This is a genomic window from Priestia sp. SRI_019, from assembly GCF_057586255.1.
In genome coordinates this window covers 74,124-98,567 of the sequence record NZ_JBYCZN010000003.1, presented here as the reverse complement: position 1 = coordinate 98,567, position 24,444 = coordinate 74,124, and the positions used below count along the sequence as shown (strand labels likewise).

Sequence of the window (24,444 nt, the reverse complement as noted above, 5' to 3'; positions counted from 1 at the left end):
AAAGGAAAAAAGTTGAATAACCTATGCGTTTTTAGTTATATACTTATATCAAAAATGACATAATACAGTTTTTCTCTACTGTTCACTTTAGATTTATTCGAAAAAGAAATAAAAATCATGACATTTAGTCATGATTCTTATATGTATTCATGAGGTATACCGGAGGGTAAATGTTTAAAATAATCAATCACAAACTGCCTAAAGATTTGTTGTAAATCCGTCACGTAGCCTCCGTTGTTCCAAGCTAAAAAGATAGTACGTTCAAATGTTTCCTCTTCAATTTTCAGCAGTTTTACATCTTTCCCTGTAGAACCTCCCCAAGTTACTTCAGGAATAAAACCTATTCCTTGCTTCGCTCTAATCAAACCTCTCACTGTTGCTGGGTCATCGCTTTCAAACGTAATTTGAGGTACAAAATTCTGTTCCTTACAAATTACATCCGTTATTTTCCTTAGCTCTTTTCCTTTCTTTAGCACAATGAATTTCTCATTTTTAAGTTCATTTAACTTTACACGTGATTGCTTGGCTAAAGGATGATCAAGAGGCACTGCAAGCAAAATCGATTCACGGAGCAAAGGAGTATGTTCGATCTGACGGGTTGTTAATGGAAAAGCTGAAATACATAAATCAAAATCAGGCTGTGAATTAGAATTAGTCAAATGCTGCATCAGTCGAAAACGCACCTGAGGATATTGCTCCCGAAATCTGCTTAATAGCTCTGGAAGTAAATGTGAACTAGCTAATACAACAAGGCGAATTTCTTCACATGGATCGTTCGACATATCCTTTAGCTCGTGCTTTGCGTCTTCCAATGTTTTTAAAGCAAGTTCTACTTTGGCACAGAATGCTTTACCATACCGATTTAATTTAATGTATTTACCGTTTCGATCAAACAAACGAATGCCTAGCTCTTTTTCTAACTGTGAAATCGTTTTGCTGAGTGCAGGCTGAGATACGTATAGCTCTTCGGCAGCTTTACTGATATGTTCTAGTCTAGCAACTACTTGGAAATATTTTAGCTGTAAAAGCTCCAATCCGTTCACCACCACTTTTATGTGTTTAGTTACTCTCTTTCTTTACTAATTACATACATACTTCATTTTCCCTGCTATTTCGACAAAAAATAAGCAGCAGGGAGCCAGTGGCTCCCTGCTGCTTATTTTTTATATACCAACTTCAAGCAAACGTTACTTGGTTGGTTCCTTATTTAAATCTTAAACAGACAAATATAAAAATTAACCATTCACAAGTCTTTGAGCTTCGCGAAGTTGGAAAGTACGCACTTTACGTGGTAAGAAACGACGGATCTCGTCTTCATTGTAACCAACTTGTAGACGTTTTTCATCAATGATAATCGGACGGCGCAATAAGCCAGGATTTTGCTGAATTAATTCATACAAATCTTGCAAAGGCATAGCGTCTACCTGAACGTCTAGTTTTTGGAAAGTTTTCGAACGTGTTGAAATGATTTCATCTGTTCCATCTTCTGTCATACGTAAAATTTCTTTAATCTCGTCGATTGATAACGGCTCTGAAAAGATATTACGCTCTGTATATCCAATATCATTTTCCTCTAACCAAGCTTTCGCTTTACGACAAGATGTACAACTTGGTGATGTATATAATGTAACCATTTACTCCTTCACTCCTTCTATCATAATCGGTCATAACATTTAAAACATGAACTGTAAATCATGTTGTTTTATACAAACTTCAACGAGTGTAAATATTTAATGACTGATAATGAAAATCGATACTACTTTATAATTACTTTTAAAAAATAATATCTATTTGCATTATACTATAAACTTCATCGGAATGATATACTTTTTGAAGTGGACTAGTACATTAGTTCGTTCCTTCACTGTCATTATTTTCATTGCCGATTTTCTTCATTATTTATTTACCACACTACTATTACGAATAAACCTGTAGATTAGTTTCATTTTTTTATTATTTTTTTCTTTTACAAATTCCTGAAATTTTTCAGTCACTAAAAAAGCCTTGCAGAAGAACTGACTTTTCTGCAAAGCTTTTGAGATAACCTCTTATTTATTTAATAGCTGATGTGCTGCTTTTTCCTCGTCTCATTAAGATAGGATACAGTAACAGCCCGATTACAAATAAGCCAATACCTAAGAAAAATGTTTTTAAATCAGCTGTCCCTGTCTTAATCACCCAAAGTGAATAAATAAGTGCTAACGAGGCAATGATTCCGTCTTTTACTCGGGATCCTTTAATCGTGTCGTACGTCTCACCCGTCACAATAAGCTTTAATTGATAAACTGTCGTCACGAAATAAGGAACTAAATAAGCGAGAGTAGCTACAACAATAGCGAAATTATAGGCTTGCGAAACTGTACCTGAAATAGTCGCAAACAAAAACAACTGTGTTAAGCCATTTGTTAATGTTAGTGAGCGGGCTGGACTATTGTTCTGATTTGTTTTAGCAAACCACTGTGGAAACAACCCTGATTTTGCTGCTTGATAAGGAACTTCTGCACTAACAACAATCCATCCAACCGTAGAACCTAATAAAGAAATAAGTGCTAAAATGGCCATTACGTAAGCACCTTTATGTCCAATCACCATTTCTAACGTATCTACCAAAGGTTTTTGAGACTGCTGAAGCTGAGCTGTTGAAAGAATCCCCATAGCTAGAAGCGTAATCCCCACATAGATAACCATTGAGATCAATAATCCAAGCAGTGTTGCTTTCTTCACTACTTTTTGGGATTTTGCACGGTTAGATAACAGTACAGCCGATTCAATTCCGATAAACGCCCACAGCGTAGCAATGGCTGCCCCATTGACCTGACTTCCCAATCCTACATTTATACCCTTTGAATTAACAAATTCTGTACTGACCAGGTTGGATGCGCTAAATAGCGATAGCGCCACAACAATAAATAAACCGAACCCAATAATTTTAGCTGCCGTTGTGATAAAGTTAATATTACCGGCGCTATTGATATCTCGCTGCAAAATAGCTTGAATTCCCCATAGGACAATAGAACATACTAAAAACGTAATGAATTTTCCAGCTTCTAATTGAAAATCTCCAACTGAAAATAAAATATCCTTACTCTCCATTACTGGAAAGAACGTTGTTAAATATCCCGCAAACGATATGATGACAGATGCTGTTGCAGCCCAGTTGGCTGCCCAGTACCCCCAAGCCATGCTATACCCTGCTACTTTACCTGCTTTAGGCGATGAAAAAAGATTCGCCGCATAACTTTGAGGCCCTCCTTTTAATTCGGGCTTTCTCATGACTAAATTCCCGAATACAAGAGCAATCATGAACACGCCAAGACCTGTTGCAATCCAAGCAAGTGTTGAACCGACTGGACTTGATACGTTTGCTAAATTAGAAGGAAGCATAAATACTCCACCGCCTACCATATTACCAACTACAAAGGCTGTTAAAAACCAAAGTCCCCATTTTTTATCTTTCATTTGCTGTGTCTCCTTTTGCTTTCTAAAAGCTTAAACTTTTGAGATAGAAAGCTCGATGCTAATCTATTAACACGTAATAATTATTTGTTTCTTCATTCATCTCTTCATTCGTTTAACAATATAATATATTAGCACACTAAAGCAAAAAGTGAAATAATAAATCCTTCATTTTCTTTTGGAAAAAAATGCGGCTGGGACACAACTACATCAATCTAAAGATGAACAAATGGGATATATGAGTTCGTATGAATCACCCTTGTTACACCGCTGCTAATTTCCGTACAAGACTTCGCTTTCCGCGAGCGGCCGGCGAGCCTCCTCGTTGCTTCCGCTCCAGCAGGTTCTCGCTTTTCCTCGGAGGAGTTTTCACCTTGCCCTCCAATCAACAGCTAGAAGCCCTACATACAGTAACCTACGTTAACAATCACCATAAAAAAATCCGAACGAGTTGGATTCTTAATCAAGAATTCAACTCGTTCGGATCTTCCTTCAACGAAATTACTTTTGTCCGAGCTTTATTTTTTATCTTTTATGAAAACCTTTTGAATAGTAGACAACAACCAATAAAACAAACCATACCGGACCTACAATAAGGGCGATTCTTGTATCAGAGGAAAAACCCATCACCACTACTACTCCCGCTAAGAAAGCAAGAGAGAGATATGACGTATACGGGAAAAACGGAAGCTTATATTTTAAATCACTTACTTGGTGATCCCTTAATCCCTTGCGGAAGCGAATTTGAGAAAGTAAAATAATTCCCCATGTCCAAATTGCTCCAATAGTAGCAATACTCGTCACCCAGGTGAACACCTTATCAGGAACAACATAGTTTAAGCCAACTCCGATTAGCAGTACAACAGCTGAAGCAATAACTGCTGCACCAGGCACGCCGCCTTTTGTTAAGTTGGCATAGCGTTTTGGAGCTTCCCCATGCTGAGCTAAATTAAATAACATACGGCCTGTACTAAAAATTCCACTGTTACAAGAAGATAAAGCCGCTGTTAACACTACAAAGTTTATAATCCCTGCTGCAGCGGGAATTCCAGCTTTATCAAATGTTAAAACAAACGGACTTCCTTGTGTTCCGATCTCTGGCCAAGGATAAATAGACATAATGACAAACAAAGCTCCGATGTAAAAAATCAAAATTCTCCATAGTACATTATCAATTGCTTTTGTTAATGTCTTTTCTGGATTTTTGACCTCTCCTGCTGTTACCCCAATCATTTCAATACCAAGGTAAGCAAACATAACCATTTGAAGTGATAAAAGAACACCTTTCATACCATTCGGGAAAAAGCCCCCGTGACTCCATAAATTACTGATTCCTGTTGCAATACCGCCATTTCCAATTCCAAAGATAATCATGCCTAGTCCAAGCACGATCATAAGGATAATCGTCACTACTTTAATAAGAGAAAACCAAAACTCTAGTTCGCCATATGCTTTTACAGCTAAAAAGTTAACCCCTGTCATAATAACGAGTGCTGCAAGTGCCCATATCCACTGAGGTACACCCGGGAACCAAAACTCCATATATACTCCAACAGCTGTAATTTCAGCCATACATGTAATAATCCACATAAACCAGTAGTTCCAGCCTGTTAAATAACCAGCAAGTGGTCCTAAATAATCGTTAGCATACTTACTAAAAGAACCTGCTACTGGATTTTGCACTGCCATTTCACCTAGCGCTCTCATAATAAAAAACATAACAAGACCACTGATTCCATACATGATAAGAATACCAGGACCCGCTAACCGAATAGCGGATGCAGAACCTAAAAACAATCCAACTCCGATAGCTGCACCTAAAGACATTAAGCTAATATGTCTTTCCTCAAGTCCACGGCTTAATTCTTTTTCTTGCGTGTTCCCTTGCATAATTCTCTCTCCTAACATATCCATTTCATTTAATAGCGATAGCGGCTACGTGTATAGCATTAACTTATTTTTCAGCTAAATAATTCTAGGCGGTATATGTATTAAAAATCTAATATTACAAGTTTCACACCTGCACTTTTATCGCTATCACATCTATAAAATACAATATTAAAAAAACTTTACTTTGTTCATTTTATCAAAAATCACAAAAAATGCGATAGTTTTTTGTGATTTTCACAAATAAACTTACGATAGAAATGTAATAAAAACCATTTTTTTATATTATATGTTCTTATTCTACTATAATTATCTAATTATTAAGAATAATCAATCGATTATTCTTCTATATTTTCAATTATAGATGCTTACTTTTCCCTAAAAAGGGTAAAGATAAGATAACTGTTTAAACACTATTATGAACATCATCATGAAAAGATCAGTAGGAGGGTGCTATGAATTGGTATGAAAAATTAAGTCAATATTTTCCCATTGAAGAAATGAAATCAAAGAAGCATATCGAAACTCTTTTACAAGAACGCAGCGATATTTATCATAAAAATGAAGGACCCCATCACGTATTAATGTACGTGGAAACAAACCAATTTATCTTTATCGATTACCTCTTTGTTTCAAAAGACGCTCGAGGTCAAGGGCTTGGCGGTAAATTAATTGATGAGTTAAAACAGCACAACAAACCAATTATCTTAGAAGTAGAGCCTGTAGACTATAAAGATTCAGACTCAGCAAAACGACTACACTTTTATAAACGTGCAGACTTTAAGCATGCTCAAACAATTGGCTATAACCGTCGGTCATTAGCTACAAATGAAATTAACCAAATGGAAATTCTATATTGGTCTCCTACCTCTGAAACAGAGGAAAGCATTTTAAATAAAATGAAAAAAACGTACGAGTTAATTCATACGTACAAAGACAAAGAAATATACGGTGCGTCCTATCAGCCGGCAGATCAAGTGCTAAAAATTGATAAGAATCGTAAAGACGGCGATATCTTAGCAGATTTATAAAAAGAAGGTAGACATGCGTCTACCTTCTTTTTATATTTTTTGAATTATTATTCAACATATAACATTATTAACCACTTATATTCCTTTAGTTATAAGGTTTATACATAGATATTTTGTCTTAAATATAAAATTCTGAAAATTTTTAATAGTATTTTTCAATCCTTTACTGTATAATACCTGTAAAGCGCTAATGTTACTTGTTCTTACATGTTTTTTTGCAACTTGAAGCTTAGTGTTCTTTGATAATTAAATAAAAAACGACCTCGTTGTGAGATCGTTTTGTTATGTTGTATATGTGGCAAACTCTGCTTGAGAACAAGACACGTAGTGACCTGGAGATACTTCTCTAAGCTCCGGTTCTTCACCGTTATAGTCATGGATACTTGGATCATAAATTTTGCGCTGACGTGTTTTTTCACTGTCAGGATCGGGAAGCGGAATAGCTGAAAGCAACGCTTTTGTATATGGATGAACAGGGTTTCGATAAAGTTCATCACTTGGTGCAAGCTCTACAATCTTACCTCTGTACATAACGCCGATGCGGTCACTGATGTATTTTACCATTGACAAATCATGGGCGATAAATAAATATGTTAGTCCACGTTCACGCTGTAACTTCTTCATTAAGTTAACAACTTGAGCTTGTATAGATACGTCCAAAGCTGAGATTGGTTCATCTGCGATGATAAAATCAGGTTCTACTGCCAGTGCTCTTGCGATACCGATACGCTGACGCTGGCCGCCACTAAACTCATGTGGATAGCGATTGGCATGTTCTTTGTTAAGCCCGACTGTTTCAAGAAGCTCGTGAACCTTTGCCATACGCTCTTTTTTAGTCTTAGCTAAACCGTGAATGTCAATGCCTTCTGCTATGATATCTGCTACGGTCATACGAGGGTTAAGCGACGCATATGGATCTTGGAAAATCATTTGCATTTTACGATTGAATTTTTTAAGCTCTGAGCGGGATTTGCGACCATGTACATTTTCGCCATTAAATAGCACCTCACCGCTAGTAGCATCGTATAAACGAATAATCGTTCTGCCTGTCGTTGACTTTCCACAACCGGATTCACCTACAAGCCCTAATGTTTCTCCGCGGAAGATGTCAAACGTCAGACCATCAACTGCTTTAATTGTTCCTTTACTTGTGAAAAAATGTTGCTTTAATCCTTTAATCTCTAATAATTTATCTGTCATATTATTCACCATCCTTCGCTACGAGTACAGGTGTGCTGTATACATTATCAACTTTACGCATGCGGCGCTGAACTGAAGCAGGCGGCTCTACTTTTGGTGCATCGGGATGTAACAGCCATGTTTTCGCATAGTGCGTATCAGATATTTTGAACATTGGAGGTTCTTGCTCAAAATCAATTTTCATTGCGTATGGATTTCGCGCTGCAAATGCATCTCCCTTTGGAGGATTCGTTAAATCTGGCGGCGTTCCAGGAATAGCAGCAAGCTCTTCTTCTGCCTCGTTATCTAAGCTTGGCATAGAAGCTAGCAGTCCCCATGTATACGGATGTTTTGGATCGTAAAACACTTCATCCACTGTGCCGGTTTCAACAATTTGACCAGCGTACATAACGGCTACTCGATCTGCTACATTTGCTACTACACCAAGATCATGGGTAATAAAGATAATAGATGTATCCGTTTTTTTCTGAATGTCTTTCATCAACTCTAAAATTTGAGCTTGAATTGTTACATCAAGCGCCGTTGTTGGTTCATCAGCGATCAAGAGTTTCGGATTAGAAGCAAGAGCCATTGCAATAACAACACGCTGTCTCATCCCGCCGCTGAATTCATGCGGATATTGATTCACACGCTGTTCTGGAAAAGGAATTCCTACAAGCGTTAATAACTCGACTGCCCTTTTTTTTGCTTCTGCTTTAGATACTTTGGAATGCTTGATTACGACTTCACCAATTTGAGCCCCAACTTTCATCGTTGGATTCAAGGAAGTCATCGGATCTTGGAAGATCATACCGATATCTTTACCGCGAATAGCTTCCATTTCTTTATCCGTTTTCTTAGCTAAATCAATACCGTCAAACAGCATTTCACCGCTTTTTATTCGGCCAGGAGGCATCGGAATAAGGCGCATGATCGTTTGTGAAGTTACACTTTTACCAGATCCTGACTCACCAACAATTGCTAAAGTTTCACCTTTATTTAAGTGGAAGTTAACGCCGCGAACAGCTTGAACTTCTCCGCCATATGTTTTAAATGATACAGCTAAATTTTTTACTTCTAATAAACGTGACATATGAGTCCACTTCCTTACTTACGTAGTTTTGGATCTAACGCATCTCGTAATCCATCACCAATTACGTTGAACGCTAAGATTGTTAAACAGATAAACAAACCTGGGAAAAATAAGCGCCAAGGATAGTATTCCAAAGCAGGTAAGCCTTCTGAAGCCATTGTTCCCCAGCTTGCAAGCGGTGCCGGAACGCCTAGTCCCAAGTAGCTTAAAAATGCTTCTGTAAAGATTGCTGAAGGAATCGTTAGTGTCATTGTTACTAAAATTGGACCTGTTGCGTTAGGAATAAGATGTTTAAATAAAATACGTTTTGTTGTTGCTCCTAATGTTTGTGAAGCCATTACGTACTCTTGATTTTTCAACTGCAATACTTGTCCACGTACAATACGGGCCATGTTAATCCAGCCGGTAATGGTCATCGCCAAAATCATCGTGCCTAACCCTTGGCCAAGCATAACCATTAAAATAATAACCAGTAAAAGGTAAGGAACACCATATAAGATATCCGCAACACGCATCATTGTTTCATCCGTACGGCCGCCGCGGTATCCAGAGATGCTTCCCCAAACTACGCCGATGAATAAATCAATTAGAGCTGCTGCTAATCCGATAAATAATGAAATACGAGCGCCTTCCCACGTACGAGCAAAAACATCACGCCCTAATTCATCTGTACCGAACCAGTGCTCAGAAGATGGAGCCTGATTGGCATTCAGTAAATCATTGGTTGCATAATCATATTTCACCATCAATGGACCAAATATAGCCATAAAAACAAGGAGAACCATTAGTACTACACCAAACATAGCAAGCTTATTTTTGCGAAAACGAATAAAAACATCTTGCCAGAATGAAAGACTCGGTTTTTCAATCTTTTCTGCCTGAGCGCGGTCAATCCCTGCTGTTTCAAACATTTCTTTAGGAATTTTCGGAAGTTGCTGCATAGTTACTCTCCTTTCTTAGCACCTGTAAGTTTAATTCGAGGGTCAATGAAGCCGTATGCAATATCTACAAGCAAGATACAAAAAAGTAGTAAAATACTGTAGAACACCGTTACGCCCATAATCGTTGTATAATCTCGGTTTGAGATACTGAGTACAAAGTGTGAACCTAATCCCGGGATACCAAATATCTTTTCAATAACAAAGCTACCCGTTAAAATCCCTGCTACTAAAGGCCCCATATAGGATACAACTGGAAGCATCGCATTTCTCATGGCGTGTTTAACTGTAATAACGCCTCTGCTTAAACCTTTTGCTTTTGCTGTACGAATATAATCATTGCTTAATACTTCAAGCATACTCGAACGAGTTAATCGTGCGATAAACGCCATAGGGGTTGAAGCAAGCGCAAGAGCTGGTAACACCGTGTGTGCCCAAGATTCCCAGCGTGCAACCGGAAAAATTTGTAGTTTCATAGCCAAAACGTATTGTAATACCGCTGCCATGATAAAACTCGGAACTGAGATTCCTAGAACTGCAATAACCATCGCCGTGTAATCTTGCCACTTATTATGTTTTAAAGCAGCAATAACACCAAGTACTACCCCAATAGCAATTGCTATTAAAATAGCTTCCATCCCTAGCATGAATGAAACAGGGAAGCCGCCGTTAATCAAATCATTTACCGTTTGGCCTTTATATTTGAAAGATGGACCAAAATCCCACTTTAAAATTGATGTTAAATAATCAAAGTACTGATGGTACCAAGGCTGGTCTAAACCGTAATACTGATTTAGATTTTTTTGAATTTCAGGGGGAAGCTGCTTTTCTGATGTGAATGGACCTCCTGGAACAGCACGCATTAAGAAAAAGGTCGCTGTTACGATCAGCCATAATGATAGAAACATATAAATAAGTCGTTTTCCTATATATTTGAACACCCTGACACACCTCCATATTTTTACAAAATTCGCGCACAAGAAAGAAAAGTATATGGAGCACCAGGCCCCATATACCCTTTGTCATAATTGATGTTACTTACTCAAAATGAGCCCACTTAATCTGAATGTCTCCAAGTCCAGACATCACAACATCTTTCAGCTGCTTGTCTTGTACCCAAGCGTTTGTATAGAAGTAGATTGGTGCCACTGGCATTTCATCCATGAAAATACCTTCTGCTTTTTTCAACATTTCCAGACGTTTTTTAGGATCTGTTTCTTTTTGAGAGTCAATTAATAACTTTTTATATTCTGGGTTTTCCCAGTTTGTATCATTGTTTCCACCTTTTTTATCACGGAATAATTCTAAGAAGTTGATTGGATCGTTAAAATCTCCTAACCAGCCCATACGTCCAACTTGATAATCTCCTTGGTGTAATTTTTCAATGTAAACAGCCCACTCAGAGTTGTCTAACTGTACTTTAATACCAAGGTTTTTCTTCCACATATCTTGAACAGCTTGTGCAATTTTTGCATGTTTTTCATCCGTGTTGTATGAAACCTTAATTGCTGGTAGTTCTGAAGCATCTTTAAGGCCCATTTCTTTCAAGCCTTTTTCTAAATATTCTTTTGCTTTTTTCACATCGTTGTCTTTGAAGTAACCTTTTTTGTTATCTTCAAACATTGTTGGTGGTACAGCCGCCATCGCTGGAACTGAACCGTCTTTTGTAATTTGTTCTGTAATACCTTTACGATCAATTGCATAAGCTAATGCTTTACGAATGTTCACGTTGTCTAAAGGTTTTTGTTCTGTATTAAACTTGTACCAGTAAGTACCTGCAATCTCTTGAATGTTTAATGAACCGTCTTTCTTTAATTCAGGAAGTGCATCAGCCGGTAATTGACCAGTAGGCATACCCGCCCAGTCTAACTCACCGTTTTTAAACATTGAAAGTTCAGTGTTATTATCATTGATCATGTACATTTCAACTTTTTTAAGTTTTACAGCATCTTTATCCCAATAGTTTTCATTAGGAACTAACTCGATTTTGTCATTATGTTTCCAAGCTTTAAGCTTGAAAGGACCGTTTGACGTATAGTTTTCGCCTGCATTTGTGTACCATTTTTCATTTGATTCAGCAATTTTCGTATTCACTGGGAAGTACGTATAAAAAGCTGTTAATTCTAAGAAATATGGCGTTGGGTTTTCTAATGTTACTTCAAGCGTTTTATCATCTGTTGCTTTAACGGCAACATCCTCTAATGAACCTTTTCCTTCATTGGCAGCTTGTGCATTTTTAACATAGTATAATTGATATGCATATTGAGATTCGTTTTTAGGATCTAACGCCCATTTCCATGCATATTCGAAATCTTTTGCTGTTACAGGGTCACCATTTGACCATTTTGCATCGTCGCGAATCGTAAACGTATATTTAGTTTGGTCATCGCTGACCTTCACATCTTTCGCCATTGCATTTTCAGGTTTTCCATCTTTACCGATACGAGTTAAACCTTCAAATGTTTGTAATAATACGTTTGATGACGTTGAATCATTAGCTAAGCCTGGGTTTAGTGAAAAAGGCTCAGTTTTAATGTTTACGCGAAGCTCTTGCTCTTTTTTCTTGTCGCCGCCATCACTGCTAGCATTTTCACTGCCACCAGATTCTTTGTTAAATCCACATGCAGCTAAAAACAAGCTCATTACAAGCAGCAAACTGAAAAGAATCGACAACCTTTTCTTCATTGCGTGTTACCCCCTATTAAATTTTGTTTGTGTAGCAACCATATTTTTTTGATATGCACTAATTTCTTAATCCTCTTTCAATACAAAATAATCAGTTATTTTTTCACGTAGTAGAGCGTTAAAGACCTCGCTGCAAAATTATTCTTCTACCCTATGAAACTGTCATCAATTGTTTACATGCTGTAAATCCAATGTATGCGCTTAATATGTAGAAGACTCATTCATTACAAAATTCGCTAATTGAAACAAAACATTGTCTATTTTGTGTTTTCTGAAAAATTAAGAAATTGTAATACCTTTGTAAAAAATATGTTTGTTACGCCTATTATAAATATTTTAAAAATTTATTGCAATACTATTATTTAATGGTATTTTTTTGTCATGAGGGAAAAAACCTTATCTTATAAGGATTGTGCCTACTTGTCAGACTTCTAAAATCTTTTTTGTAGTATAGGTATTACGATAGTATTACAAAGCTATTAGAAATACTAAATAAAAGATTTTTACCAAATCCTCCACCAAATTTTCATCAAGAAATGCTTTAATTAAAAGGTTCTTGTCTTTTTTTGCCGCTGAAAAATTCCAGTAAATTGTCTTATAAAACTTTTTAGCGATAAGATGTTTAAATTCCTGCTTTTTCGCGTTATAATAACGAATAACTATATAATTAAAGCTGTGAAAAAGAGTAGTATGCAGAATTTTCATTTTTAGAGAGTTTGTGGCTGGTGAGAACAAACATTGAAACCTGCAGAATGGACTTTGGAGCTTTCAAGTGCAAAGCTTGAACGTTGACCTCAACGTTATATGAATAAAGATAGTTCACAATTATGTGTGCTAATTAGGGTGGCAACGCGGTCCATTCGCCCCTAGCTTATGCTAGGAGCGGATGGGCCTTTTTATGTTGTATTCGTAAATTAGCATCATATATGTGCAGATGAAAGGAAGATTTGATGAAAACAATTTTTTCAGGTATTCAACCAAGCGGTACAATCACTTTAGGTAACTACATTGGAGCGATGAAGCAATTTGTTGAACTTCAACATGACTATAACTGTCATTTTTGTATTGTAGATCAGCATGCGATTACAACGCCTCAAGATCGTTTAGCACTTCGTAAAAACATTCGCAGCCTTGCTGCTCTGTATGTAGCGGTAGGAATTGATCCAGCAAAATCGACTTTATTTATTCAATCGGAAGTACCTGCCCACACAGAAGCGGGATGGATGTTACAGTGCGTAGCGTATATCGGTGAACTTGAACGTATGACTCAGTTTAAAGATAAGTCCGCTGGAAAAGAAGCAGTATCAGCAGGATTACTAACTTATCCTCCATTAATGGCAGCGGATATTCTTTTATACAACACCGATTTGGTTCCAGTTGGTGAAGATCAAAAGCAGCATTTAGAATTAACGCGTGACTTAGCTGAGCGCTTTAACAAAAAATACAATGATATCTTCACTATTCCTGAAGTACGTATTCCAAAAGTGGGCGCACGCGTCATGTCTCTTCAAGATCCTACGAAAAAAATGAGCAAGTCCGATCCAAACCAAAAAGCTTTCATTACGCTCTTGGATGACGCAAAAACAATTGAAAAGAAAATCAAAAGTGCCGTAACAGATTCAGAAGGTATTGTTCGCTATGATAAAGAAAATAAGCCAGGTATTTCAAACTTATTAAGTATTTATTCAATCCTAGCCAATAAATCGATCGAAGACATTGAAGCAATGTACGAAGGCAAAGGTTATGGTGACTTTAAAGCTGACACAGCTAAAGTGGTAGCTGAAGCACTCGCTCCAATTCAAGAAAGATATTATGAATTAGTTGATTCTAGCGAGCTAGATGATATTTTAGATCAAGGTGCCGATAAAGCAAATGCAACGGCTAATAAAATGCTTCGCAAAATGCGAAACGCAATGGGAATTGGCCGTAAACGTTAAAAAAACGACTGCTATGCAGTCGTTTTTTTTAATTAACTTTTGGCTCTTGTTCAATTTCCCAAAGTTTCTCAAAGAAAGGTTGTCCTTTTACTAAGCGCTCGCATAATAATTTATGCTTCGGTGACCACCCTGACTTCGTTTCATCGTATAGCTGACTCCATACGTCTTGAAACGACATCTCTTGAATGTCTTCGTATTTCGTTGGATTCCACTCCGTGTACCAGTAGCGGATTTGAGCTGTATTTTTTGTGGTATGTAGCTGATCAAGTGCCATAAATAACAGCTGTTTTAGCTGACGTTCTTTACGTGTTAGTCCTCTCATCGTTTCAGGAGACGGTGAAAGAATATGATGCTCTTTTTTATTTAGCTCGTCTTCACTGAACTTATATTCTAGCTCTTCTTGATCCGCAATCATCTCATAGACTAACTGTTCCTGTCTTGGAATTAAGCGGCTTTTTCGAATCGGAATATGATATCCCATCGTATCAATTGCTAAAATATTCGTTCCATCTGTAACGATAAAACAATATTCAACCTGCGTGCGTTCATGATTTTTCCGAATGTATGCTTTCTGATAGACATCTTGTAGTAGTTGTTGAGGTAGCTCGGAAAGATCATTTTCAATGTAATGAAATAAAAGCGGATTTACTTTTAATAACGGTGCTTGATCGAGCAGTTCTACACAATCGTCTTTTCTCCACTCATGGAAATGACACACATTATAACCGTTTTCTTCGCCTTCAAACCAATTAACCCATACATCATGAAGATATAGCATAATTTACCCCTCACTTACTATCTGTTTGTTATCCATCAGTATAGGCAGAGAAAGGAATTTTTATTCCAAATGATGTTATTTTTCTAAAAATTAATTGTAAAATACCTTCGTTTTTGGCTATTATTCAAATGCACTTATTTCGAAGCACAGATATAACGCCAGTGCTAAGGATTCCTAAAGGCTTCATGAGCTATATCCACCCCTATAAGCAGAAAAAAATCCGAGTTTCTTCTATAGTAATAGGTTTGTCAGAAGGTCTGACAAACCTAAAAAAATCTATCACACTTTTGTGATAGATTTTTAACGAAGAGATTTTGGATTCAAAGCATCTTTTAATCCTTCACCAATGAAGTTGATAGCTAGGATTGTAAATGTAATAGCTAAACCTGGCGGAACCCACATCCAAGGCTTATTCTGCAGCACATCTGATTCCCTTGCTTCTGTCAGCATATTCCCCCAGCTTGGCGTATCAGCCGGCACGCCAAAACCGATAAAGCTAATCGCTGACTCAAACACAATAAGGATAGCCATCTGCAAACTGGCTTGAACCACAATCGTTGAAAACACATTTGGCAGCAAATGTTTAAAGATGATTTTAAACGGGCTGCACCCAATGGAAATAGCTGAAAGCACATATTCATTTTCTTTTTCAGCCAAGACTTTGCTTCGAACCAGCCGGGCCGTACTTCCCCAGCTTAGGAAACTAACAACTAGGATGAGCGTCCAAACGCCTGAGATCTTTCCAATTAGGATTGTATTTAACACTACAACGAAAACAATTAGCGGAAAGTTTAATACAAAGTCTGTAAAACGCATTAAGAATTGATCCACTTTGCCCCCGTAATAACCCGCAATCGAACCAATAAGAGTTCCGATTAAAATAACGAGCGTTGTACAAGCAACTCCAATCAGTAACGAAGTTCTTCCTCCATACAGCGTACGTGCAAATACGTCTCGCCCATTAGTATCCGTTCCAAACCAATGCTCACTAGAAGGCGCTGCATTCATCGCCATATAGTCAATACGTGTAATATCTGCTTTTGTAAGCAGCGGTGCAAAAATGGCAAGAAGCGTAATCACAATCATAAAAGCTAAACTTATCATGGCCAGTTTATTTTTAACAAACTTCTTTCGCGCAATCGCCCATGGAGAAAGATTTTTAGGAGCTTTCATATTCACTTCTGGCTGTACATCTTTTTTCGTTACAATTTCCATACTTTCTCCTCCTAATCCAAACGAATACGCGGATCTGCTACGCCGTATAACAAATCAGCAACTAGATTCCCAACCAGTGTTAAAATTGAAAACAACATTGTAAGCGACATCATAACTGAATAGTCACGCGTTGCTACAGAGTCAACAAACAACTTTCCAATTCCTGGATACGTAAAGATCGTCTCTGTAATGATAGAACCGCTAATGATTGTTACAAAATCAAACCCTAAAAACGTAATAAGCGGAATCATTGAGTTGCGTAAGATATGAACATTATAAATTTTAGATTCTTTTGTCCCTTTTGCTCTAGCAGTGCGCACAAAATCTTTGCGACTGTTTTCAATAATATCATTGCGCAAAAACTGGGTATACTGCGCGGTCGACATCAAACCAAGAATCAGCGCGGGTAATATAACGTGATGAATTCTACTTTGAATAAATTCCCATGATCCCTCTTTCAGTCCTACTTCAACAGAACCGCTAAATGGAAACCAACCTAACTGAAAGGAAAATAAATAAATGCCTACGATCCCTGCGATAAACGATGGAACCGCTAATGCAAAGTAATTATATCCTGCAATAAAGTTATCTGCTAAGGTATACGGTTTTCTTCCTGCATACATACCTAAAATAAATGCAAACACATACGTAATCAAAAGCGAAGTCAAAGCTAAAAAGATAGTATTAGGCATACGCTCTAAAATAATATCTAATGTCGGTAACTTATGAGTTGTTGACTTTCCTAAATCTCCTTGTGCCACTCCCTTTACCCAGTTCCAATATTGAACGTAGATAGGATCGTTATATCCTAGCTTATCACGCATTTCCTCAATGTATTTTGGATCTGTATTACTAGGGTTGATTTCTCCCCCAAAAGGGTCCCCTGGCATCATTTTTGCCAGGGAAAACACAACAAAGGAGATCAGAATCAACATTGGAATCATCCCTAAAATACGTCTTAGTGAGTATTGCAGCATCGTTGACTCTCCTTTACATGTAAAATACTTATTCCGTTACAGACCATTTCTCCGGATCTACAACTACCGTTGATGGATCTAGAGTTACGTTTTTCACACGCTTATTCACAGCATAAATATTGATGTTTTCCCATAAAGGAAGTGCTGGCAGCTGCTCATTAAAGAATTTTTGCCATTTTACATATACACCTTTACGGTATTTATCATCAAATGATTTTTCACTCAAACCGTCTTTAAGCATTTCATCAGATTCCTTATTTACCCAACGTCCATAGTTCCATTCAGCATCAGAGCTCCATAATCCTGTAGGATCTGGATCTGAACCAGTGTCCCAAGAACCAAAGAACGCTTCTAACGCCTTATCGTCGTTATCTTTCATTTCATTGTACAAGTTAAATTCAACAAGTGAACCCGTTGCTAATTTTGTTTTAATACCAATATCATTCCATGCTTGCATTATAGCCTTCGCACGACCCTCGAAGTTGGCTGGACCAGCATAGTGACCGAATGAGATCGTAAATGGTTTTCCGTTTGGATCTTCTACAAAACCATCATTATTCTTATCTTTATAACCAGCTTCAGCTAATAATTTTTTAGCCTTTTCTGGACTATACTTGTACTTTGTTAAATCTTTTTGGTCAGCAGCAATCCAAAATACAGATGGAATAACTGTGTTAGAAACAACCGCTTTATCGTTCATAAATGCTTTTACCATTGCTTTTCTATCTATTGCATAAAGCAATGCTTGACGAAGTTTTAGATCTTTGAACTTTTCGTAATCATCTACGTTTTTACCAGCTTTTTGATCACGATGTCCAAATCGTAGACCAATATACGAATAACTAGTTGATTTCCCTTCCAAAAAGTCTAAGTTTTCTGCTTTTTCAACTTGCCCTAGATCAGCTGGGCGAACATCCATAATGTCGACATCGCCTTTTTTCAATGCTCCGGCGGAAACAGATGGATCCAGTACTTTTACAACAACACCATCAAGGTGAGGTTTACCATTCCAATAATCATCATTACGTTCCATTTGGACATATTCACTTGCTACCACTTTTTTCACTTTAAACGGTCCAACACCAATAGGCTCTTTACGAACTTGTTTGGACTCTGCAAGATCTTTTACAGCAATTCCTTCATAGTACTTTTTCGGCATTGGATACGGCCACAAATTGTCTAAGTTATTTACACGAACTTCTTTAAACGTTACTTTAAATGTTTGTGGATCTACTACTTCAACTCCGGAAATAGAATCCGCTTTGCCGTCGTGATATTCTTGAGCGCCTTTAATGTGCTCAACGTTTACATAGCGTGGACCTGTATAGTCTTTATCGGCAATCGTTTCATACGTATATTTAAAATCATCTGCACTTAATGGATCTCCATTATGCCACTTAATCCCCTTTTTTAATTTAAACGTGTAAGTTAGTTTATCACCACTCACATCCCAAGTAGCTAAGTCAGATTTAATCTTTAATTTCTTATCATAAGTAAAGAGACCTTCATTGATAAATTCTAAGATTTGGCTATCATATGCACTACCATACAATGCGTACTCAAAAAGCCCTTCCGGCGCTCCGTCAATCCCATACGTAATCGTTCCGCCATCTTTTGGCTTGTCTGTTTTTGCACCTTCAGTTTTTGTTTCTCCGCCTTCTTTATTACTAGAAGTTGAAGAACTGCTTCCACCGCTGCATGCCGCTAGAAAAAGCGATAGCACAAGCAAAATGGAAACAAGTGATAAAAACGATTTCTTTTTCATCATGACGTTCCCCCTATTTAACTAATAATCTGTTCGTATGTAGCTTTTACGAGTTATATAAATGGCAAGCTACTTGATGGCCAGGTCTCACCTCCTTTAAGGCAGGTTTCGTTTGGCTGCACTCTGCCATTGCATGTATACAGCGAGGATGAAACGCACAGCCTTTTGGCGGATCAATTGGACTTGGCACATCTCCCTGCAAAATAATACGTTGTTTTTTCTTTCGTGGATCTGGTTCAGGTATAGCCGATACAAGTGCTTGCGTATAAGGGTGCAATGGCTCTGCGTATAGACTTTTCTTATCAGCAATTTCCACTAAACCGCCTAGGTACATAACACCGATACGGTCACTCATATGTTTAACAACACTCAAATCATGGGCAATAAATAAAAAGGTTAGGTCGAATTCTTGTTGAAGTTCTTTTAGAAGGTTTAAAACTTGTGATTGGACAGAAACGTCGAGTGCCGATACCGGTTCATCAGCAATAATAAGTTTTGGACGAAGTGCAAGTGCACGTGCAATTCCAATCCGCTGACGCTGTCCACCGGAAAATTCGTGAGGATATTTATAGTATGCATCTTCCGGTAACCCTACTTTTGTAAGTAGATTCATAACTTCTGATTTTAATTGATTGGTTGATTTCCCTGTAAAATTCCGAATTGGTTCAGAAATAACATCTCCAACCATTTGCATTGGATTGAGGGAAGCATAGGGATCTTGAAAAACCATTTGAAAATCTTGTCTAATTTTACGGAGAGAAGTTCCTTTTGCTTCTGTGATATCTTTACCATCGAAAATAATTTTTCCACTAGTTGGTTCCAATAGTCTTAGAATCGTTCTTCCTGCCGTGGATTTTCCACAGCCAGATTCTCCTACTAGACCGAGCGTTTCTCCTTTTCGAATTGCAAAAGAAATACCATCAACTGCTTTTACATCACCAATTTTCTTTCGAAAAAATCCGCCGTGAATAGGATAGTAGGTTTTTAAATGCTGAACTTCTAGCAATACATCTTTCACCGCTTTAGTCATTAGCTTGTCTTCACTCCTTTTGACGGATAGCTATTTTTATACAGCAGACATGCGACATCATGCCCCTGTGAATCCTGGCGAAGAACAGGCGTAACGGAACTGCAGTCTTCCATTGCATGAGGACATCGGTTAACGAAACGACAGCCTGTCCGCGGCATGTTTACAAGAGAAGGCACAATTCCTTTGATCGTATTTAATACTTCTACATCATCTTCCATGCGTGGAATTGAGTGAAGAAGCGCTTTCGTGTACGGATGTTTCGGGGCATAAAATAACGTATCAACATCTGTATGTTCCACAATTTTTCCGCCATACATGACAATCACTTCATCACACATCTCAGCAACTACTCCTAAATCATGTGTAATCATAATAATAGACATATCATTGCTTTCTTGAATTTCTTTTAGCAATTCTAAAATTTGAGCTTGAACCGTAACATCTAGGGCCGTGGTCGGCTCATCAGCAATTAAAAGTTTAGGCTGACAAGCTACCGCCATGGCAATCATGACACGCTGCCTCATTCCTCCTGACAGCTGATGCGGATATTCATCGATGAGCTTTTCGGATCTCGAAATACCAACTCTTTTTAAAAGCGCAATGCTTTTTTCACGCGCTTCCGCTTTCGATATATTCATATGGTTAAACAATACTTCCTGCAGCTGATACCCAATGGTTAACACAGGATTAAGGGATGTCATCGGTTCTTGGAAAATCATTGAGATGTCTTTCCCCCGAACATCATTCATCTCATCTTCTGATAAGTGCGTAAGATTCTTTCCGTTAAATAAAACGCTTCCGCTTCTAATTTGACTATTTACTTTAGGTAATAGCCCAATAACGGATAAAGACAATACGCTTTTTCCACAGCCAGATTCTCCTACAACCCCTATAATTCGCTTTCGTCCGACTTGAAACGACACGTCGTCCACAGCATTATGCCAGGAATCATTAATGGAAAAAGCAGTTTGTAAGTTTTTCACTTCTAGTAAAGGTGTTGATTCGACGGGCTTTTTATCCATTTATAGTGCACACCTCATTTTTCTAAAAATTGTTATATTTGAATAAGATATTATTACAATTTCATTACAAAATCAATATATTTTGAAAATTAATTATATTTTTTATTTTTAAAATAATGATTTCTGAATATTCCTTCGGCACTTTAACGCATAAACCTCCTAATTTTTTGTTGAAAATAGGATAAAATTTACTATTTTTAACTTTAGGTATATAGAACTTGTTTTTTTACAGTTGGAACGCAGATTTTTTTAAGATAGTATTGGTGCTAAGAGGAAGCAGCTGTGTAGTAGTTAAAGTGTGAGGCTTCATACATGAAGTAACAAGATGATAACCAATATTGTAGCCCATCATTTCTGGATACCAATTTTGGCCGAATAACAGTTGATCATATTTCTTTTCATCAGCGCGCAGATTGTAATAAGGTTTAACATGCTTTTCCCACATTTTTTTAGCTTCTTCAATGGTATAATAATTTGTCCACGGAGCTAAATATTTTTTACCACAATACTCCTCTACAGCTCTTTCAGCTAACCCTTCCATCATCATAGCGTCTAACAAAGTAATCGTTTCATCAGATTTATTAATGGCTTTTAGCCTGCAAACGTGATGGTATTCATGGGTAAGTACCGCTAACATTTCTTCATCGGATGTATGACTTGTCATAAACACAAATAATTTATCGATAAAAGCGACACCTGCTCTTCCATTAAATTCACGCTGCATTTTTCGATTTCTAGGATTGCTTGGAAGCACTAGCACCGCTACATCGGGTCCATTCCATGCTTTTTTAAGCTTTTCATAATGTGCTTTAACTTTCTTCCAAACCTGTCTTTTCTTCATTTCTTCTAATTCTTTTATAAACATTAAAGAAGGCGGACACATTCCATAGTTAAAAAGTAATTCCATATATTCTTTTTCTTTTAATTTCTTAAAATAGCGCGCAAGATAACGGCTTATTTCTTTCGGCTCCGTCCAAGTAGAAGTTGAAACAATCGGCATGTTTTCCCCACACTTTCTTCATCCTTTTGTTTCATGATATGTTCACAGCTACTCTTTTGGTTATTAAAAATAAAAAAAATTCTAGGCATCAGCCTAGAATTTTTCATTATGCTTCGTATTTTTTAAAGATGATTGTTGCATTGTGACCGCCAAATCCAAGTGAGTTGCTTAGCACCGCTTTTACTTCTTGCTTACGGGCTTTGTTTGGAATGTAGTCTAAATCGCACTCTTCATCAGGTGTTTGATAGTTAATTGTTGGAGGAAGAATACCGTCTTGAATTGCCTTCACACTAAAAATAGCTTCTACTCCGCCAGCAGCTCCTAACAAGTGGCCAGTCATTGACTTTGTTGAACTAATTGCTACTTTTTGAGCGTGGTCACCAAATACTTCTTTAATAGCCATTGTTTCAAATTTATCATTGTATCCTGTACTTGTACCGTGAGCATTGATGTAATCAATATCACTTGGCTGTAGGCCTGCATCTTCAATGGCATGACGCATTGCACGAACGCCGCCTTCTCCTCCTGGAGCTGGCGCTGTGATATGGTGAGCATCTCCTGTTGAACCATAGCCCACAATTTCAGCATAAATACGTGCGCCGCGCGCTAGTGCATGTTCAAGCTCTTCAAGCACAATAACACCCGCACCTTCTCCCATAACGAAGCCGTCGCGGTCTTTATCAAACGGACGAGATGCTGTTGCAGGATCTGGATTTGTAGAAAGTGCTTTATTCGCACAGAAACCAGCAATAGATAAACGCGTGATTGGCGCTTCCGTACCGCCCGTCACCATCACGTCTGCATCTCCGCGTTGAATGACTTTAAACGCATCACCAATAGAGTTTGTACCTGTTGCACATGCCGTTACCGTACAAGAGTTCACGCCTTTCGCCCCTAAAGCAATAGAAACTTGTCCTGTTGCCATATCAGGAATCATCATCGGAATGAAAAATGGACTTACACGGCGGGCACCTTTTTCTAATAACGTTGAATATTGGTTTTCAAACGTTTCCATACCGCCAATTCCAGAACCAATCCAAACGCCGACGTTTGGAGCAATTTCTTCTGTAATAGTCAAATCCGCATCTTTAACAGCCGCCAATGCAGCTACCATTGCATATTGAGTAAAGCGATCCATCTTACGAGCCTCTTTGCGATCAATAAAATCTTCCACGTTAAAATCTTTTACTTCAGCTGCTACTTTAGCCGGGAATTCATCTGCATCTAGTCTTGTTAAAGGACCAACGCCAGACACGCCTGCTACTGCGTTTTTCCAAGCTGTTTCTACGTCATTTCCAATTGGTGTAAGCCCACCAAGTCCTGTTACAACTACACGTTTTTTATTCATCGTACATTCATCTCCTTCAGTTGCTTTAAAAATGTAGTGTTATTTTCCCCATCTAATAGCAATAGCTCCCCATGTTAAGCCGCCTCCGAAGCCAACCATTACAATTAAATCATCATCTTGAATTTTCCCTGCTTCAAGTTCATGAACAATTGAAATTGGAATCGATGCTGCTGATGTATTGCCATAGTATTGGATTGTTTTAGACATTTTTTCTTCAGGCAAATCTAATCGCTGTCTTGCAGCTTCCATAATACGAATATTCGCTTGATGAGGTACAAGAAAATCCACATCCTCTTTTGTTAAACCCGCTTTTTCAATTACATTAACAGCAGATTCCCCCATTTGTCGAACAGCAAACTTAAATACTTCACGTCCGTTCATGACAATATGATCAAGCTCGTTTTGATACAAGTGCTTGCCTCCCGTACCGTCCGACCCTAGTTCAAAGGATAAAATACCTCGTCCTTCTGATACAGGTCCCATTACAACTGCACCTGCTCCGTCTCCGAATAAAACAGCCGTGTTACGGTCGTCCCAATCTGTAATCTTAGAAAGCTTTTCTACACCGACCACTAATATATGCTTGTAAGCATTGGTTTCAATAAATTGCTTAGCTGTAATCATGCCGTACATAAATCCTGCACATGCAGCACTCACATCGTAAGAAGCTGCTTTTGTTGCTCCCAATTTTTCTTGTAGCATACATGATACTGTAGGAAACGGTTGATCTGGCGTTACCGTAGCAACAATGATCATGTCAATATCTTCTGCTTTGACGTTAGCTTTATGTAAAGCTTCAACTGCTGCTTTATAAGCTAAATCAGATGTGTCCTCGTTATCAGCTGCAATTCGGCGCTCTTGAATACCTGTGCGCGTACGAATCCACTCATCTGATGTATCCATTACTTTTTCAAGATCTAAATTTGTTACAACTTTCTCTGGTACATAACGTCCAATTCCTAGAACACCAGCGTTCATATCAACCTCTCCTTTAAATAAAAGGCTTATATTCCTATAAAACCTATATCCGTCATTTCATTTATCGATTATATAATCAATTATTATGAGTTGGTACTAATTTTACTTCATTTTTTATTTTTTGT

The 24,444-nt window shown here is 37.7% G+C and carries 21 protein-coding genes and 1 other annotated feature; of the genes, 2 read left to right on the top strand and 19 right to left on the bottom strand.

All coding sequences use genetic code 11. The features are described from left to right. Positions 1-137: 137 nt before the first annotated feature. The 5 genes from AC2YJL_RS18835 to AC2YJL_RS18815 all read right to left on the bottom strand — a co-directional run bounded on the left by AC2YJL_RS18835 (position 138) and on the right by AC2YJL_RS18815 (position 5,346). Positions 138-1,034: a LysR family transcriptional regulator gene (locus tag AC2YJL_RS18835; protein WP_269067431.1), complete on the bottom strand. Its 897-nt coding sequence runs from the start codon at positions 1,032-1,034 to the stop codon at positions 138-140. 201 nt (positions 1,035-1,235) lie between these two features. Beyond that, a complete protein-coding gene (spxA, locus tag AC2YJL_RS18830; RefSeq protein ID WP_013055422.1) occupies positions 1,236-1,634 on the bottom strand; it encodes a transcriptional regulator SpxA in 399 nt (132 codons plus the stop codon). Positions 1,635-2,052: 418 nt separating this feature from the next. Further along, complete coding sequence (locus tag AC2YJL_RS18825) at positions 2,053-3,459, bottom strand: amino acid permease (protein WP_195695356.1); 1,407 nt, start codon at positions 3,457-3,459, stop codon at positions 2,053-2,055. Positions 3,460-3,671: 212 nt separating this feature from the next. Further along, positions 3,672-3,845, bottom strand: a complete 174-nt coding sequence (locus AC2YJL_RS18820) for a hypothetical protein (protein ID WP_195695357.1) — start codon at positions 3,843-3,845, stop codon at positions 3,672-3,674. A 136-nt stretch (positions 3,846-3,981) separates the two neighbouring features. After that, positions 3,982-5,346, bottom strand: a complete 1,365-nt coding sequence (locus AC2YJL_RS18815; protein ID WP_195695358.1) for an amino acid permease — start codon at positions 5,344-5,346, stop codon at positions 3,982-3,984. Between the two features lie 452 nt (positions 5,347-5,798). Between AC2YJL_RS18815 and AC2YJL_RS18810 the strand changes: the two genes are divergently transcribed. Then, on the top strand, positions 5,799-6,374 hold the full coding sequence (locus tag AC2YJL_RS18810; protein ID WP_028407472.1) for a GNAT family N-acetyltransferase: 576 nt from the start codon (positions 5,799-5,801) through the stop codon (positions 6,372-6,374). Between the two features lie 282 nt (positions 6,375-6,656). Here AC2YJL_RS18810 and AC2YJL_RS18805 read toward each other — a convergent pair whose 3' ends face one another. From AC2YJL_RS18805 to AC2YJL_RS18785, 5 genes are all read right to left on the bottom strand, one after another. Beyond that, the gene (locus tag AC2YJL_RS18805) at positions 6,657-7,574 is read right to left on the bottom strand and encodes an ABC transporter ATP-binding protein (RefSeq protein ID WP_028407471.1); all 918 of its coding nucleotides are present in this window, start codon (positions 7,572-7,574) and stop codon (positions 6,657-6,659) included. Between the two features lies 1 nt (position 7,575). Further along, a complete protein-coding gene (locus AC2YJL_RS18800) occupies positions 7,576-8,646 on the bottom strand; it encodes an ABC transporter ATP-binding protein (protein WP_028407470.1) in 1,071 nt (356 codons plus the stop codon). 14 nt (positions 8,647-8,660) lie between these two features. Then, positions 8,661-9,587, bottom strand: a complete 927-nt coding sequence (locus tag AC2YJL_RS18795) for an ABC transporter permease (protein WP_013055416.1) — start codon at positions 9,585-9,587, stop codon at positions 8,661-8,663. 2 nt (positions 9,588-9,589) lie between these two features. Beyond that, the gene (locus AC2YJL_RS18790; RefSeq protein ID WP_013055415.1) at positions 9,590-10,525 is read right to left on the bottom strand and encodes an ABC transporter permease; all 936 of its coding nucleotides are present in this window, start codon (positions 10,523-10,525) and stop codon (positions 9,590-9,592) included. Positions 10,526-10,622: 97 nt separating this feature from the next. Further along, on the bottom strand, positions 10,623-12,269 hold the full coding sequence (locus AC2YJL_RS18785; RefSeq protein ID WP_195695359.1) for a peptide ABC transporter substrate-binding protein: 1,647 nt from the start codon (positions 12,267-12,269) through the stop codon (positions 10,623-10,625). 666 nt (positions 12,270-12,935) lie between these two features. Continuing rightward, positions 12,936-13,140, top strand: a binding site (T-box leader). 76 nt (positions 13,141-13,216) lie between these two features. On the opposite strand from AC2YJL_RS18785, the gene trpS reads away from it, so the two are divergent. After that, on the top strand, positions 13,217-14,206 hold the full coding sequence (gene trpS, locus AC2YJL_RS18780) for a tryptophan--tRNA ligase (RefSeq protein ID WP_029324755.1): 990 nt from the start codon (positions 13,217-13,219) through the stop codon (positions 14,204-14,206). A gap of 28 nt (positions 14,207-14,234) precedes the next feature. Here trpS and AC2YJL_RS18775 read toward each other — a convergent pair whose 3' ends face one another. From AC2YJL_RS18775 to AC2YJL_RS18735, 9 genes are all read right to left on the bottom strand, one after another. Beyond that, on the bottom strand, positions 14,235-14,984 hold the full coding sequence (locus AC2YJL_RS18775) for a YjbA family protein (protein ID WP_050689374.1): 750 nt from the start codon (positions 14,982-14,984) through the stop codon (positions 14,235-14,237). Between the two features lie 300 nt (positions 14,985-15,284). Continuing rightward, the gene (opp4C, locus tag AC2YJL_RS18770) at positions 15,285-16,199 is read right to left on the bottom strand and encodes an oligopeptide ABC transporter permease (protein ID WP_251567143.1); all 915 of its coding nucleotides are present in this window, start codon (positions 16,197-16,199) and stop codon (positions 15,285-15,287) included. 11 nt (positions 16,200-16,210) lie between these two features. After that, positions 16,211-17,176 (bottom strand): oligopeptide ABC transporter permease, encoded by a 966-nt coding sequence (opp4B, locus tag AC2YJL_RS18765; RefSeq protein ID WP_487374883.1) that lies wholly within the window; start codon positions 17,174-17,176, stop codon positions 16,211-16,213. 28 nt (positions 17,177-17,204) lie between these two features. Next, the gene (gene opp4A / locus AC2YJL_RS18760) at positions 17,205-18,944 is read right to left on the bottom strand and encodes an oligopeptide ABC transporter substrate-binding protein (protein WP_251567141.1); all 1,740 of its coding nucleotides are present in this window, start codon (positions 18,942-18,944) and stop codon (positions 17,205-17,207) included. A 43-nt stretch (positions 18,945-18,987) separates the two neighbouring features. Next, positions 18,988-19,971, bottom strand: coding sequence for an ABC transporter ATP-binding protein (locus AC2YJL_RS18755; RefSeq protein WP_016763042.1), 984 nt, complete (start codon positions 19,969-19,971; stop codon positions 18,988-18,990). Further along, on the bottom strand, positions 19,971-20,993 hold the full coding sequence (locus AC2YJL_RS18750) for an ABC transporter ATP-binding protein (RefSeq protein WP_251567139.1): 1,023 nt from the start codon (positions 20,991-20,993) through the stop codon (positions 19,971-19,973). Before AC2YJL_RS18750 ends, AC2YJL_RS18755 begins: the two co-directional genes overlap by 1 nt. Positions 20,994-21,219: 226 nt before the next feature. Beyond that, positions 21,220-21,993, bottom strand: coding sequence for a DUF2268 domain-containing putative Zn-dependent protease (locus AC2YJL_RS18745; RefSeq protein ID WP_251567137.1), 774 nt, complete (start codon positions 21,991-21,993; stop codon positions 21,220-21,222). Positions 21,994-22,099: 106 nt separating this feature from the next. Continuing rightward, on the bottom strand, positions 22,100-23,341 hold the full coding sequence (fabF, locus tag AC2YJL_RS18740) for a beta-ketoacyl-ACP synthase II (RefSeq protein WP_013055405.1): 1,242 nt from the start codon (positions 23,339-23,341) through the stop codon (positions 22,100-22,102). A 39-nt stretch (positions 23,342-23,380) separates the two neighbouring features. Then, positions 23,381-24,319, bottom strand: a complete 939-nt coding sequence (locus tag AC2YJL_RS18735) for a beta-ketoacyl-ACP synthase III (RefSeq protein ID WP_251567136.1) — start codon at positions 24,317-24,319, stop codon at positions 23,381-23,383. Positions 24,320-24,444: the final 125 nt, after the last annotated feature.